Genomic DNA, 13,593 nt, shown 5'->3' on the forward strand with positions numbered 1-13,593 from the left:
TCGCCGGCGAGTTGGTTGAGTCGAGTGCGTTTCGTGTCGAGGTCGAGAGGTCTCCACCCATGTGATGCGGCGAGCCTGATCCCGCTCCGGTTCGATCCGACGAACAAGCAACGGCGCGAGGAGTTTGCCGCCGGCATCGGTACGCGCCGATTCGGGGCGCTGGTGCGGGTGTCCGCACGACGACTTCTGTCCGGCCCCGACCGCGTGCCGGAGGCACTGGCCCAGGCCCGGCGCACTTGGGCGGCGTGCTTCCCGGCATCCAACAGTCTGTGTGAGGGACAGTCTGGGTCACGGTGGGGCACAGGGTGTCCACGGCAGGGGGCGACGCTGGACACAGGGGGTACATCGGCAGGGTCTCCAAGATCCTGCCCGCTCCGTCTGGAAGCGGTCCGTGGCTTCCATGACGGTGTCTATTCGCCGTCGGACCAGCTGACGTGCTGGGTCAGACTCTCGATACGCCAGCCATCCGATGTGCGGAGCATGTGGGTGGTGTACGAGCCGCGCAGCAGGAAGAACCCACCCTCGGAGCCCTCGCGGTAGTGCTGCGCGTACATATACGAGTAGCAGAGCGCCCGGTCGGAGTCGTTTTCGTCGAACTCGATGACGTGGTTGGTGCTGAGGTGCTGAGTTGCCGTGTAACCGCCGAGTGCCCCGCGAACAATGCCGACCAAGTCGTCGCGGGCGAAATCTGCTGCAGGCATCCCGTTCTCGGAGTAGTCGGCGTGCACGGGATCGGTGAAGCAGTCGGCGAACATCTCCCAGTCGGCACGGTCGACGGCCATCGCGTATTTGATGACCCGCTCGCTGATGAGGGCGCGGTCTTCGAGCTGGCGAATTCGTGATTCGAGGTCGGTGGTCATGGGAAGTCCCTCCAAAGGATCACGCCAATTTTCCTCGCGCGCAGTCATGATGAGCACAGTATCGCCAACCGCAAGCCGGTGGCGTCGAGTAGCCTCCGCAGTAGCCACCGACGACCGTCGCGCCGAGACCAGGTGCGGGCCGAGGCTTCCCGTCCAGTCGTTGATGATGTGCTCAGTGTGGTCTGGTGCGGCGCCGAACATTCATCGACGTCGGCGGATGACGTTGACGATCATGTCCCCGCCCGTCAGTTCGGGGTTCGGCATCTTCCAGGTCCCGTAGACCCGCCCTCAGACTGGCCAAGGAACCTCGATAGGGCAGGTGGTTGCCGGCCTGGCCACAGCGCTCGTCCCGCAGCGCTTTCCTCGGTCCCGGGCCTCGGACCACCGGTTCGGAGGTCGTGTGTCTCCCGGTATCCCTGCTCTACCGAGAAACGCCCTCGAGGCCAGCGGGACTAGGGGTGACCATAGGACAAATGAGACGGACCGTCGCTCTACGTCCGGGCCGCGCCTGGACTCAGCAGGTGTCTATCTTCGCCGTGGCGACAGAACGGGGACCTCCGGGGAGGTCAGGCTTCGTTGGATCGTGGCGCTGCCCGCTTTCAGCAGTTTGGCGATGTCCTCGATGTGGGTGATGAGTCGTGAGGTGGGCCCGGAGATGTTGATGACGGAGGTGATCGTGTTGTTGCTGTCCCTCACGGGTGTACTCACCGAGGTCAAGCCGATCTCGACCTCTTCGCTGGCAACGGAATAGCCCTGCGCTCGTTCATTTTTCAGCCGCTGCAGGAGCACATCCAGATTGGCCGGAGCGGCGAGCGTCGAGATCGGAGTCAACAGGTCCTCGGCGGTGAGTGCCTCGACGAGGTCGTCGTCGCTGTCGAAGAGCAGCGCCCGCCCGGAGGCGGTGCAGTGCATCGGGGAACTGCGCCCGACCCACCCGCCGGCCCGCAGCGACTGATGGGACTCCTCCCGGAGCACGGTCAGGGACCGGTTTCCCTGCTGCACCGACAGCAACGCCACCTCCCCGACCCGTGAGACGAGGGTCTGCAGGACCGGCCGTACCGCCCGCAGCAGCGGGGTGTCGCCCGCGCCGGTGGCGAGGACCAGCAGCGACCACCCGAGCCGGTACCGCTTACTGTCGGCGGCCTGCTCGACCAGACCGCCACGCTCGAGTGCTTTGAGCATGCGCGAGACCTGACTGCGCTCACGGCCGACCGCGCGCGCCAGGTCGCTGACGGAGTGTTCACCGTGGGCGTTGCCGCCGCGCCCAAACGCGCGCAGCAGCGCGGCCACCCGTTCCGCACTGGTTTCCGACACCACCAACCCTTCCGTTGCTGTATGAGCAACAGTATTTCATCAAGAATGCACAAAGGACCAGTAAGGCGAAAAAAGTGTTGCTGTGAAAGCACGGGTGATTGGCCACAGTGCGTGTGATTCCTACAGTTGTCACCACTCCCCCAGTGGTTTGCATCACACGAAAGGTCCACCTCATGGTCATCGCACAGACGACCGCCGAGCCGGCGACCCGGCTCTACGGTCAGCAGACAACCCTCTCGCTCGGGAACTTCCCCGGGCCCGGTCGTACCTTCGGTGATGTGCCCACTTTCGTGCGGAACTATGCCCTGGTGAAACTGGCCGCCGCCCGCGCCAATCACGACGTCGGTGTCCTCGACGAAGTCCGCAAGGATGCGATCGTCGCGGCGTGCGAGGAGATCGCGGCCGGCGCGCACGCCGGCCAGTTCCCGTCGGCGCTGCTGCTCGGCGGCGGTGGCACCACCACGAACATGAACGTCAACGAGGTCATCGCGGCCCGGGCCTCCCAGCTGCTCGGCGAGCCGGTTCACCCGAACGACCACGTCAACGCCTCGCAGTCGACGAACGACACCTACCCGACCGCGATGGCATTGACGGTGCTGGATCTGGCGTGCGAGCCGCTCGAGGCGCTCGGGCAGCTGGCGACCGCGCTGGAGGCGAAGGGCGCCGAGTTCGATCAGACCCCGCATCTGGGTCGCACCTGCGTGCGCGATGCGGTGACCCTCACCGCGGGCCAGTCCCACCGCGCCCAGGCCGCCGCGATCCGCCGCACCGCCGGCGCCCTCGGCGACGCGGTCGCGGAGATGCATGCCGTGGCGCTCGGGGCGACCGCGGTCGGGACCGGGCTCGGGGCACCGGTGGGCTACCGCGCGATCGCGGTCCGCGGACTCGCGTCGGTGACCGGCCGCGACCTGCACCCGGCCCCCGATCTGTTCGACGCCCTGGCCAACCTCGACCCGTATGCGGCCATCGCCGATGCCGGCGCCCGCGCCGGCCTGACCATGGCGAAGATCGCCGCCGACATCCGGCTGCTCTCCTCCGGTCCGGCGGGCGGCTTCGGGGACCTGACCATCCCGGCCGTGCAGGCCGGGTCGTCGATCATGCCGGCCAAGGTCAATCCGGCGATACCCGAGTACGTGATGCAGCTGAGCTACCGGATCCGCGGCGCGGCCCACACCGTGCAGTGCGCCGTCGCCGCCGGCGAGCTGGAACTGAACATCATGGAACCGGTGATCGTCGACTCGATCATCACCATCCTCGCCGACATCACCGCCGCCGCAACCTCGTTCGCCCACCGGTGCGTCGCCGGCATCACCTGGGACGGACCGCGCCGCGAGGAAAACCTCCGTGGCGCCCTCGACTCCTGGGTCACCCTCGCCGCCACCACCGGCTACGAAGCCTCCACCACCCGCTTCCACGATCAGGCGCCGACCGCCCCCGTCTCGAATGGTGCCCGCCATGACTAATCTCGCTCAACGCACCGCACCGGTCGCCTACGAAGACGCCCCGCTGACGAAGTTCCAGATCAAGGTCACCATCGCCGGCACCGGCGGCCAGTTCAGTGACGGCTTCATTCTCGGCATCATCGGTATCGTCATCACCGCCTCCACCGGCGCCCTCGGCCTGACCCCGCTGTGGATCGGTCTGCTCGGTGCCGCCACCCTCGCCGGCCTGTTCGTCGGCGCGATCGTCACCGGCCCGATCGCCGACCGGATCGGCCGCCGCGGCATCTTCGCGTGGGACATGCTCCTCTTCGCGGTCCTGTCCGCGATCCAGTTCTTCATCGAATCGCCCTGGCAACTCCTGGTTCTGCGGCTCCTGATCGGGGTGGTCCTCGGCGCCGACTACGTCGTGAGCAAATCCCTTGTCACCGAACACGCCCCCCGCAGCTTCCGCGGCCGACTGATGAGCCTGCTCGCCGTGGCCTGGGCCACCGGCTACGTTGCCGCCTACCTCGTCGGCTACCTCCTCACCCAACTCCACGGCGAATCCTGGCGATACATGCTCGCCGCCAGCGCCCTTCCCGCTCTGCTGATCTTCTGGTTCCGGCTCGGCGTGCCCGAGTCCCCGCTGTGGCTGACCCAGCACGGCCGCACCGAGGAGGCCGCCGACGTCGTCCGCACCCACCTCGGCGCCGGCGTGCTCCCACCCCCGGTGGAGACCACCACGATCAAACGCCGCGGCATCCAGGTGCTGTTCACCCCGAAATTCCGCAGGCGCACCGCCGTCGCCGCCCTCTTCTACGTCTGCCAGGTCATTCCGTTCTTCGCCCTGGGCACCTTCTCACCCCAGGTGATGGAATCGTTGGGGGTCACCAGCAAACTCGGCGCCGGAGCCGCCTACAACACCTTCCTGCTCATCGGCGCCGTCCTCGGCCTGCTCTTCATCGACCGGATCTCCCGCCGCGCGTTCCTGATCGGCACGTTCTTCCTCGGCGCGGCCCTGCTCGCGGCCCTGGTCGCGTTCGCCGAGACCAGTCCGATCGTCGCCGTGGTCATCTTCGCGCTGTTCGCGTTGGTCCTGGCCGCCGCGGTAAACCTCGAATACGTCTACCCCCCAGAGCTGTTCCCCACCGACCTGCGCGCCTCCGGCGTCGGGATCGCGGTTGCCGCCAGCCGCATCGGCTCCGCCGCCAGCACCTTCCTGCTCCCGATCATCGTGGCCCAGTACAGCGTCAACGTGGCACTGATCGCGTGCGTCGTCGTGTTGACCATCGGTGGCTTCATCTGCTGGGCCTGGGCACCGGAAACCGGTACCGAGTCTCTCGGTGAGGTTGCCGAAGAGGTGCAGAAGGAATCCGATGAGCACATCCGCCACTGACCCGGGCACCCGGCAGCCCTTCCGGATCGGCGCGGTCGCCGCCCGGTCCTGGCTGCTGGTCCCGGCCGACAAGCCGCACCGCATCACCGACGCCGAGCAGGTCGGGGCGGATGCGTTGATCCTCGACCTCGAAGACGGGCTCGCCGCACCGAACAAACACAGGCCCGCCGCAGCGCCCGGGACTGGCTCGACCACAGTGGGCACGCGTGGGTGCGGATCAACAGCGTCGACGAGACCGAACACTGGCGCCGCGATCTCACCGCCCTGGACGGGGCGGTGGGTCTGCTCGGGATCGTGCTCGCCAAGACCGAAAACGCCTCCCACGTCGACGTGACCGCCGCCCGCCTACCCGCCGGCACCCCGGTCATTGCCATGATCGAATCCGCCGCCGCGCTGGACCACAGCCGCGCCGTCGCCGCCTCCGACGCCACCGCACGGTTGGCGTTCGGGGTCGGTGACTACCGGCGCGACACCGGAATCGGCGCCGACCCCCTCGCCTTGGCTCATCCCCGCTCGGTACTCACCCACCACAGCCGTCTCGCCGGCATCGCCGCCCCGATCGACGGCCCCACCCCGGAAATCGACCTCGCCCGGCTCCGCAACGCCCTGGCCGAGACCGCGGCGATGGGGCACACCGGACGGCTGTGCCTTCGACCCGAGCAGGTACCGGTCATCAACGCCGAGCTGAGTCCCTCAGAGCAGGACCTCGGGTGGGCGGAAAGAACGGGAATTCTGAGGATTCGGCCAATCGGCGGTTCGGCTCCGAGGGACCGGGTCTCGCGGATCCGAGGTGGTGGACCCCGCAATCGCGACCCGGCGCACGATCTTCCTTGGTCGCCGGTACGGCGAGGGGCGGGCAGCACCGTCTCCTGGATGCCGTATGTGCCCGCAGCGAACACTTTTCGTGATCGGTATGCGCAGATCTTGGCGAGTCGTCCGAATCGGTCCACTAGGTGGGTGACGTCGACGCTGGAGAGGTGCCCCGAGCTTCTGTCGCGGGTATTCCTATCGCTACCGCGGTATGCGCCGGCCTTCTCCGCTGGCACCGAGTATGGCGATGCCCCTCGTGCCCGCTTCTAGCTGCGTTCCTTCTCCAGCTGCTCCCAGAAGTTGAGGGCCGCCTCTTCCATCGCGAGGCCAAGTCGCAGTGGGACCATCCGGTCGGCGATGTCCTCGCGTTCGCCGAAACGCCCTTGCATGTTCTCGTAGATCGCGATTCGCTCGCGGTGCTGGGCCACCTGCTCCCGGGCCAGGACCAAGATGTCGTTCGGCTGCGCGAACTCGCCGAAGAACAGCTTGAGCTCGGCGACGTCTCGCACCTGCATCGGTTCGTTGGTCGACTCCGCGAGCCAGTCCCGAAGCGCGGCTCTCCCGGCGTCAGTCACGGTGTAGGTCTGACGCCGACGACCTTCCTCCTCGCTGTCCACTGCGAGGAGCCCAAGGTCGACCAGGCGTTTCGGCTCCGAATAGAGCTGTGCGTGAGGGAAAGGCCAGAAGTAGCCCACCGTCCTGCCGCAGGCCCGTTTGAGCTCGTAGGACGTGGATGGTCCGCGCATCGCGACCATGCCGAGCACAACGTAAGAGATCGGCGCCAGTTTCACGTTTGACACAGTCCTAAGCATATCGTAGATTTCGACCGTACAAATCAGATGATCCGAAACATACGGTCGGGAGTCGCCAGATGGACCTTGCAACAGCGTTCCGATGGACGGCGGAGCGGTACCCCCATCGTCGTGCGGTAGGTGGTCCCGAACCGATGACCTACGCCGAATGGGATACGCGCACTGATCAGGTCGCCCGCGCATTGCACTCGCTGGGTGCGACGGAAGGCACCCGGGCAATTTTCCTAGTGGAAGGCGGAGAACCCCTCGCGACGCTCCACCTGGCGGCGCAGAAGGCGCGGGTCATCTCTCTCCCGCTGTCCAAGAGATTCGCCGTCGAGGAACTGGCCTACTGCATCACCGATTGCGATCCCGCGCTCATCGCGGTCGATGAAGCCACGCACAACCTGGCAGAGAGGGCGCTGGGGCAAGTGGGGAAACCACCGACTGTGGTCTGGGCGGGGAACCTCGCGAACACGCCGGAGGGGATGGTTTCGGTGCTCTATGTCGCCGCGCTTGTACCACCCGCGGCACTACCGGTCGTCCCGACCGAAGACGACATCAGCGTCATGCTCTACACCTCGGGTACCACCGGTCGCCCAAAGGGTGTGCCCCGAACTCATCGCGCCGAGTTCCATGCCGCCGTGGCGCATCTGATCCAAACCGGTCACGCGCCGGGGGAGTCAACGCTCGGTGTCATGCCGCTCTTCCACACCATGGGTCTGCGCAGCCTTCTGGCGAGTATCCTCGCTGCTGGAACCTGGGTGCCGCAGAATGGTTTTGAGGCCGAAGAGTCGTTGGAACTCATTACGCGCGAGAAGATCAGTGCCCTCTATCTCGTACCGACCATCTACTGGTCGCTGTTGCAGACGGGGCGCCTGGGTGAGGCGACATCGATCCGAAAGCTGGCCTACGCCGGCGCGATGATGACCCCCACTGTGGCCCAGCGGCTTTCTGAACTGCTCCAACCGGAACGGTTCGTCAATCACTTCGGAAGTACCGAGATCTACACCTTCAGCGTGGGACCCGCCGGTGCAGACAAGCCCGGCTGCGCGGGCAGGGCCGGGGTCTTCTCCCGGGTGCGCCTGCTCGACCCGCACCCGGACGCATCGCCGCACGAGATCGTGGCTCCGGGGGAGCAGGGCCAGGTCGCCGTCTCGATGGCAAGCCCGGAGGCCTTCACCGGATATTGGCATCGCCCCGACGCCGATCGCAAGTCGATCCGGGACGGTTGGTATCTCACCGGAGATCTGGCCACGGCAGACGAGGACGGTGACCTGTGGATCGCCGGACGTGTGGACGACATGATCAACTCCGGTGGCGAGAACATCTACCCCGACGAAATCGCCGATGCGCTGGCGGCGAGTGCCGACTGCGACGAGGTCGTCGTACTCGGCACTCCTCATGACAAGTGGGGGCAGGCCGTCACCGCGTTCGTTGTCGGCTCCCGCGGCGCCACCCCTTCCGAGACCCTCACCAGAATCACTCGGTTCGCGCACGAGGAGTCTGGGCTTCCCTCGCTGAAACGGCCCAAACGATTCGTGGTTGTCGACCAGATTCCCAAGTCGGCGGTCGGCAAGGTCCTCCGCCGCCAACTCACCGAAGGCAACTTCACCGTGCTTGCCGCCTCGGAAGAAGGAATTTCCCAATGACAGCGTTGTCCCGAATCGAAGACGCTGCCCTTCTCACCGGGCAGGGCCGGTTTCTCGATGACCTCGATCCTCTGCCCGGCACGCTGGTTGCGGCTGTGGTGCGTAGTCCACACGCGCACGCCAGAATTCGATCGGTCAACCTCGATCGTGCCCGCAGCCGTCCCGGGGTAGCCGCGGTGATCGGCCCCGAGGAGGTCATGGCCACCCTGAAGCCCTTTCCGCTCTCCGTGAAGGCACCTACGCCGTACTACCCGACCGCCACCGACAAAACTCGTTTCGTCGGCGAGCCCGTCGCGGTGGTGGTGGCCACCGACCGCTACCTCGCGGAAGACGCCGCGGAATTCGTCGACATCGACTACGAACCGCTCCCCGCCGTGGTGCGCACGGACAAGGCACTCGAAGCCGATGCGCCGCTGCTGCACGACCAGGCGGATAGCAACGTGGCCACCGACCGTATCTTCGCATTCGGTGAAGTGGACAAGGCATTCGCGGAGGCAAAGCACGTCATTACCCGTAGCTACTCGTTCCCGCGGTACTCCTCCACCCCCATGGAGTGTTATGTCGTGGTCGCCGAATGGCGCGACGGCGTCGACGGCCCCGAAATCACCGCCCACTCGAACTTCCACGGCCCCTTCTCGATGGCGCCGGTCGTCGCGGGGTCCCTCGGCGTCCCCACGTCCTCGCTGCGGTTGATCGTGCCCGCCGACATCGGCGGAAGCTACGGAATCAAGTCGGCCATCTACCCGTACATCGCACTGATGGCTCTGGCCAGCAAGCATGCCGGCCGACCGGTGCGATGGACCGAGGACCGCCTCGAACACCAGCTCGCCAGTTCCTCCGGGTCGGATCGACTGATGACCTATTCCGCCGCCGTCGACGACGACGGTGTGGTGAATGCCTTGCGTGTCGACCTCATCGACAATGTGGGTGCATACCTGCGGCCGCCGGAGCCGAGCACCCTGTATCGCTGCTTCGGCAACATCACCGGGGCATATCAGATCAGCGCTGTCGAAATCCGTGCGCGAGCGGTGGTCACCAACAAGGCGCCCACCGGTCTCAACCGCGGCTTCGGCGGTCAGCAACTGTATTTCGGCCTCGAACGGCTGATGGACAACATCGCTGATTCCTTGGACATCGATCCGGCCGACATCCGTCGGCGAAATATCGTCACCACCGACGCCTTCCCTTACGCGACACCGAGCGGCGGAATCTACGACTCCGGCGACTACCACCGGGCACTGGAGTTGGCCCTCGACAACGTTGACTACGCGCAACGGCGCAAGGAACAACTCGTCGCCCGAGAAAATGGCGAGTGGATGGGCATCGGGATCGCCACAATCGTCGACCCGTCCGCGACGAACATCGGCTACATCGGCCTCGCTACACCGGTCGAGGACCGCACCGCCAAACGCGGCAAGTCCGGCTCGACCGAACACGTCCGGATCGCCGTGGATCCCCAGGGCGTCGTGTCCGTCCTGCTGGGAACTGTCCCACAGGGCCAGGGCCACGCGACCGTCGCCCGAGACATCGTCGCCAAGCATTTGGGGCTGCCCGTGCAGCAGGTTCGTCCCCGCGTGGAAATGGACACCGCCAGCACACCGTGGACGATCAGCTCCGGTAGCTACTCCTCACGATTCGCGCCCCTGCTGACCAGTGCCTTACTCGAAGCGGCCGATCGGATCGTCGACACCGTCAAGGTGGCCGGATCGGTACTGCTCCAGGCCGAACCCGAGACGCTCGAGCTTGCCGACGGCCTGGTCCGTGTCACCGACGACCCCGAACGGTCTGTGAGTTTCCGGCACGCCGCCGGCCTCGTGCACTGGGACCCGGGCTCGTTGCCGGAAGGTTTCTCGGCCCGGCTCTACGAGGAAGCAGCCTTCACCCCACCACAATCGAAGGCTGCATCGCGCACCGACCAGATCAACTCCAGTCTCTGCTACGGGTTCGTCGCCGAAGTCGTCGTCGTGCGCATCGACAAGGAAACCTTGAAGATCACCATCGATCAGCTGTCGAGCGTGCACGATGCCGGAACAATCCTGAACAAGACGCTGCTCGACGGTCAAGTGCACGGGGCACTCGCACAAGCACTCGGCGGCGCCATGTTCGAAGAGATGACGTACTCGGAGTCCGGACAGCCGACCGCCGGAACCTTCATGGACTACCTGTGCCCGACCTCGGCCGAAGCCTGCTTCCCACTCACCAGCGATCACCTCGAGACACCGTCACCACTGACTCGGCTCGGCGCCAAGGGCTGCGGCGAGGGCAGCTCGATGAGCCTTCCCGTCGCGATCGCCAATGCGGTCGCCGATGCGCTCGCCCCCGATGGCGTGGATATCACGTCACTACCGCTGCACGGAAATGTCCTGCACCAACTGCTCAACTCCACGAAGGGAACTTGAAAATGGCACTCACCGGAGGCGAAATCCGGCTCGAACGCAGCCACGAGGGTCGCGTAGCCAACCTCACCATCGACAACGGCCGCTTCAACATCATCACGATGGAAACACGGCGGGTGATGGCCGAACGCTTCGCCGAGATCGACGCGAACAAAGACATTCAGGTCGTCGTCATCCGCGCCGAGGGTGAGCACTTCACCTCCGGCGGTGACATCGCCGGGTTCCTCGAAGTCGAGCCGATCGACCTGACCGATCTCGGGCAGGACATCACGGCACCGGCGCGTAGTCCCAAACCGGTCATCGTCGCCATCGACGGGTATTGCTTCGGCGTCGGGCTCGAGCTCGCACTGTCCGCCGACATCCGCATCGCCACCGACCGGTCCCGCTTCGCCCTTCCCGAAATGACGCTGGGCATGATCCCGGGCAGCGGCGGCACACAGCGCCTCGCCCGGCTGATCGGGCTCTCTCGCGCCAAGTTCCACATCCTGACCGGCAAGCGGATCACGGGGCAGCAGGCCCTCGACTGGGGTCTGACGTCCCACAACTGCGCGGACGCCGAAGAGCTCGAGAAGACCGTCGACAAGGTCGTCACCGTAATGCTCGGCTACTCGCCCGCCGCCCTGCGCACGGCCAAGGAAGTGCTCGACCGGGGCGTCGATGGACCGCTCTATACCGGTATCGAACTCGAGCGCAAGGCGTACTCGATGTTGCGCGCTACCCACGACTTCGCCGAGGGCGTCAAGGCCTTCGGCGAAAAGCGTGTACCTCAGTTCCAGGGACGGTGATCAGGTAATGAAGGCCGCCCCATTCGCCTACGTGCGCCCCGGAACGATCGACGACACTGTCGCCGAACTCGGTCGCGACGGTGCCAAGGTACTGGCCGGAGGTCAGTCGCTCGTGCCGGTTCTCGCGATGCGGATGGGGCGACCAGCCACCCTCGTCGATATCAATGCCGTGCCCGAGCTGAACACCCTCTCCCGCAGAAACGGTTCGATCCGCGTCGGTGCTACCGTGCGCCAACGCCGGGTGCAGAACGATGACCTCTCGGCCCTGGTGCCGCTGCTGCGGCTCGCGCTGCCCTGGATCGGGCATCGCGAGATCCGTAGCCGCGGCACGGTGTGCGGCAGCATCGCGCATGCCGACCCGTCTGCCGAACTCCCCGCGGTCGCATCGTGTCTCGATGCCACCCTGGTGCTGACCAGCGCTCGGGGGCGTCGCGAGGTGCCCGCCTCCGAGTTCTTCACCGGTGCGATGTCCACGGTGATCGAGCCCGACGAACTGCTGACCGAGACACTCTTCCCCGTGGCGGCCGATGATGAAGGATTCGGCTTCGGTGAGTTCGCCCGCCGTCACGGCGACTTCGCCCTCGCCGGTGTCGCAGCGAGGGTGCGCTCGGGCGGTAGCACTGTCGAGGCCCGGATCACCTGTTTCGGTATCGCTGACCACGCAGTGACCGTCGATATCTCGGCCCAGCTCAACAACGCACTCGAGCAGCTTGGCCCATCGCCCACAGAATCCGAGTTGCGCCGAGCCCTGGCACAGCACGCCGATGACATCGCCGCCGATGTCGTCGATACCGGCGGCGACGCCCACGCCAGCGCGGCCTACCGCCGGCAGCTCATCGCCGCAATCCTCGCCCGCGAGGTCAGCCGCGCCTACCTGAAATCTCGCTCCACATCAGAGGTGTCACCGTCATGAACTTGCCCAAGGCCTACGAACGCACCGAAGCCGATCAGACGGTCGAGGTGAGTATGACCATCAACGGCAGTCCTGTGACGATGTCGTTGCCCGCCCGAATCACCCTTTCCGATGCGCTTCGCGACCACCTCGGTCTGACCGGTACCCACGTCGGATGCGAGCACGGCATCTGCGGCATGTGCACGGTGCTTGTCGACGGTGAGGCCGCTCGCGCGTGTCTGCTGTTCGCCGTCCAACTCGACGGCGCGGAAATCACCACAGTGGAGGGACTCGGCCGGCCCGACGACCTCCACCCTCTGCAGGAGGCGTTCGGCCACCATCATGGTCTCCAGTGCGGATTCTGCACGCCGGGCTTCCTGATGAGCTCCTACGACCTGCTCGAGCACCAGCCGGACGTGAAACGGGAGGACTTGCCCGCCGAGCTGTCCGGAGTCTTGTGCCGCTGCACCGGCTACCGAAACATCATCGATGCGGTCCACGACGTAGCCGAGACCTACCGCGAGGGGATTCCGGCCCCGGGCAACTGCGGCCACCGCACCCTGGTCGGACGATCACCGGCCGGGTCTTCCGGTGCAGCGGGCGTCGACGACGACTCCGTAGTCGAGCCGGACGCAGAGCCCCGCCCCGAGGAGATTGCTCTGCCCTCAGGTGAACCGACCATTCAGATCGACGTCACGAAGGACCTCACCGCCAGTCCCGAGGATGTGGCGCGGGTCTTCGCGGACGTGCGTCTGCTGGCCCGTTGCCTCCCCGGGGCAGAGCTGACCGACGAACTCGGTGACAACTGGTACCGCGGCCGCGCGCGAATCGCACTCGGCCCCGTGCGGCTGTCGTTCAACGGGATCGCACACGTTCTCGATCAGTCTGCCGACCGGATCGCCATGAATGCCCAAGGTAAGGACAAAGGTGGTGGAGGTGCCCAAGCCGGAATCGTGATGACCGCGTCGCCCTCCGCCGCGGGAACGACACTGCGAGCCGAAGCAAGCGTGTTCCTCACCGGCCGGATCGCCGGCTTCGGCCGATCTCTGGCCGGCGACGTCAGCCGCCGGATGTTCGAAGACTTCGCGCGCGCAGTCGACCAGGTCGCATCAGGGGCCGAACCGGATGGCGTGACGTCTCAGCCGCCGAGCGCCGTCGCTATTGTCGTCGCCGCCCTCGCCGACCGAGCCCGTGACCTCATGAAACGGACCAGGAATCGCACGAGGAAGTACCGGGAAGCGCACCGTCGAAACCGCTAGCAAGTTCCGGACGTAAG

11 protein-coding genes are annotated in these 13,593 nt (G+C 66.1%); 8 read left to right on the forward strand and 3 right to left on the reverse strand.

Going from position 1 to position 13,593, the window contains the following annotated elements; genetic code table 11:
* Window positions 1–410: 410 nt before the first annotated feature.
* Together ACFWAY_RS18490 and ACFWAY_RS18495 are read right to left on the reverse strand one after the other, a co-directional pair.
* Window positions 411–860: a nuclear transport factor 2 family protein gene (locus tag ACFWAY_RS18490; protein WP_378511580.1), complete on the reverse strand. Its 450-nt coding sequence runs from the start codon at window positions 858–860 to the stop codon at window positions 411–413.
* Between the two features lie 525 nt (window positions 861–1,385).
* The gene (locus ACFWAY_RS18495; RefSeq protein WP_378511581.1) at window positions 1,386–2,174 is read right to left on the reverse strand and encodes an IclR family transcriptional regulator; all 789 of its coding nucleotides are present in this window, start codon (window positions 2,172–2,174) and stop codon (window positions 1,386–1,388) included.
* A 173-nt stretch (window positions 2,175–2,347) separates the two neighbouring features.
* Between ACFWAY_RS18495 and ACFWAY_RS18500 the strand changes: the two genes are divergently transcribed.
* The 3 genes from ACFWAY_RS18500 to ACFWAY_RS18510 all read left to right on the forward strand — a co-directional run bounded on the left by ACFWAY_RS18500 (window position 2,348) and on the right by ACFWAY_RS18510 (window position 6,071).
* On the forward strand, window positions 2,348–3,637 hold the full coding sequence (locus tag ACFWAY_RS18500) for a lyase family protein (RefSeq protein ID WP_378511582.1): 1,290 nt from the start codon (window positions 2,348–2,350) through the stop codon (window positions 3,635–3,637).
* Window positions 3,630–4,991 (forward strand): MFS transporter, encoded by a 1,362-nt coding sequence (locus tag ACFWAY_RS18505; protein WP_378511583.1) that lies wholly within the window; start codon window positions 3,630–3,632, stop codon window positions 4,989–4,991. Before ACFWAY_RS18500 ends, ACFWAY_RS18505 begins: the two co-directional genes overlap by 8 nt.
* A 210-nt stretch (window positions 4,992–5,201) precedes the next feature.
* Window positions 5,202–6,071, forward strand: coding sequence for an HpcH/HpaI aldolase/citrate lyase family protein (locus ACFWAY_RS18510; protein WP_378511584.1), 870 nt, complete (start codon window positions 5,202–5,204; stop codon window positions 6,069–6,071).
* Here ACFWAY_RS18510 and ACFWAY_RS18515 read toward each other — a convergent pair.
* Window positions 6,068–6,601, reverse strand: coding sequence for a PadR family transcriptional regulator (locus ACFWAY_RS18515; RefSeq protein WP_378511585.1), 534 nt, complete (start codon window positions 6,599–6,601; stop codon window positions 6,068–6,070). The genes ACFWAY_RS18510 and ACFWAY_RS18515 overlap by 4 nt on opposite strands.
* Window positions 6,602–6,672: 71 nt before the next feature.
* Here ACFWAY_RS18515 and ACFWAY_RS18520 point away from each other — a divergent pair, with 71 nt between their 5' ends.
* Genes ACFWAY_RS18520 through ACFWAY_RS18540 form a run of 5 tightly spaced genes read left to right on the forward strand, consistent with a single transcriptional unit; the run spans window position 6,673 to window position 13,576 of the window.
* Window positions 6,673–8,244, forward strand: a complete 1,572-nt coding sequence (locus ACFWAY_RS18520; protein ID WP_378511586.1) for a class I adenylate-forming enzyme family protein — start codon at window positions 6,673–6,675, stop codon at window positions 8,242–8,244.
* Entirely contained in the window at window positions 8,241–10,643 is a 2,403-nt protein-coding gene (locus ACFWAY_RS18525; protein ID WP_378511587.1) for a xanthine dehydrogenase family protein molybdopterin-binding subunit, read from the forward strand. Before ACFWAY_RS18520 ends, ACFWAY_RS18525 begins: the two co-directional genes overlap by 4 nt.
* Window positions 10,644–10,645: 2 nt before the next feature.
* Complete coding sequence (locus tag ACFWAY_RS18530; RefSeq protein ID WP_378511588.1) at window positions 10,646–11,425, forward strand: enoyl-CoA hydratase/isomerase family protein; 780 nt, start codon at window positions 10,646–10,648, stop codon at window positions 11,423–11,425.
* Window positions 11,426–11,432: 7 nt separating this feature from the next.
* Window positions 11,433–12,338: an FAD binding domain-containing protein gene (locus ACFWAY_RS18535; RefSeq protein ID WP_378511589.1), complete on the forward strand. Its 906-nt coding sequence runs from the start codon at window positions 11,433–11,435 to the stop codon at window positions 12,336–12,338.
* Complete coding sequence (locus tag ACFWAY_RS18540) at window positions 12,335–13,576, forward strand: 2Fe-2S iron-sulfur cluster-binding protein (RefSeq protein WP_378511590.1); 1,242 nt, start codon at window positions 12,335–12,337, stop codon at window positions 13,574–13,576. The genes ACFWAY_RS18535 and ACFWAY_RS18540 overlap by 4 nt, the downstream gene beginning before the upstream one ends.
* The last annotated feature ends 17 nt before the right edge of the window (window positions 13,577–13,593 follow it).

Origin of the sequence: Rhodococcus sp. NPDC059968 (genome assembly GCF_042738615.1) — a bacterium.
GTDB lineage: Bacteria > Actinomycetota > Actinomycetes > Mycobacteriales > Mycobacteriaceae > Rhodococcus_F.

Coding starts and splice junctions, on each gene's coding strand:
- ACFWAY_RS18490 (WP_378511580.1), bottom strand. CDS start 860: ATGACCACCGACCTCGAATCACGAATTCGCCAGCTCGAAGACCGCGCC.
- ACFWAY_RS18500 (WP_378511582.1), top strand. CDS start 2,348: ATGGTCATCGCACAGACGACCGCCGAGCCGGCGACCCGGCTCTACGGT.
- ACFWAY_RS18505 (WP_378511583.1), top strand. CDS start 3,630: ATGACTAATCTCGCTCAACGCACCGCACCGGTCGCCTACGAAGACGCC.
- ACFWAY_RS18520 (WP_378511586.1), top strand. CDS start 6,673: ATGGACCTTGCAACAGCGTTCCGATGGACGGCGGAGCGGTACCCCCAT.
- ACFWAY_RS18525 (WP_378511587.1), top strand. CDS start 8,241: ATGACAGCGTTGTCCCGAATCGAAGACGCTGCCCTTCTCACCGGGCAG.
- ACFWAY_RS18530 (WP_378511588.1), top strand. CDS start 10,646: ATGGCACTCACCGGAGGCGAAATCCGGCTCGAACGCAGCCACGAGGGT.
- ACFWAY_RS18535 (WP_378511589.1), top strand. CDS start 11,433: ATGAAGGCCGCCCCATTCGCCTACGTGCGCCCCGGAACGATCGACGAC.
- ACFWAY_RS18540 (WP_378511590.1), top strand. CDS start 12,335: ATGAACTTGCCCAAGGCCTACGAACGCACCGAAGCCGATCAGACGGTC.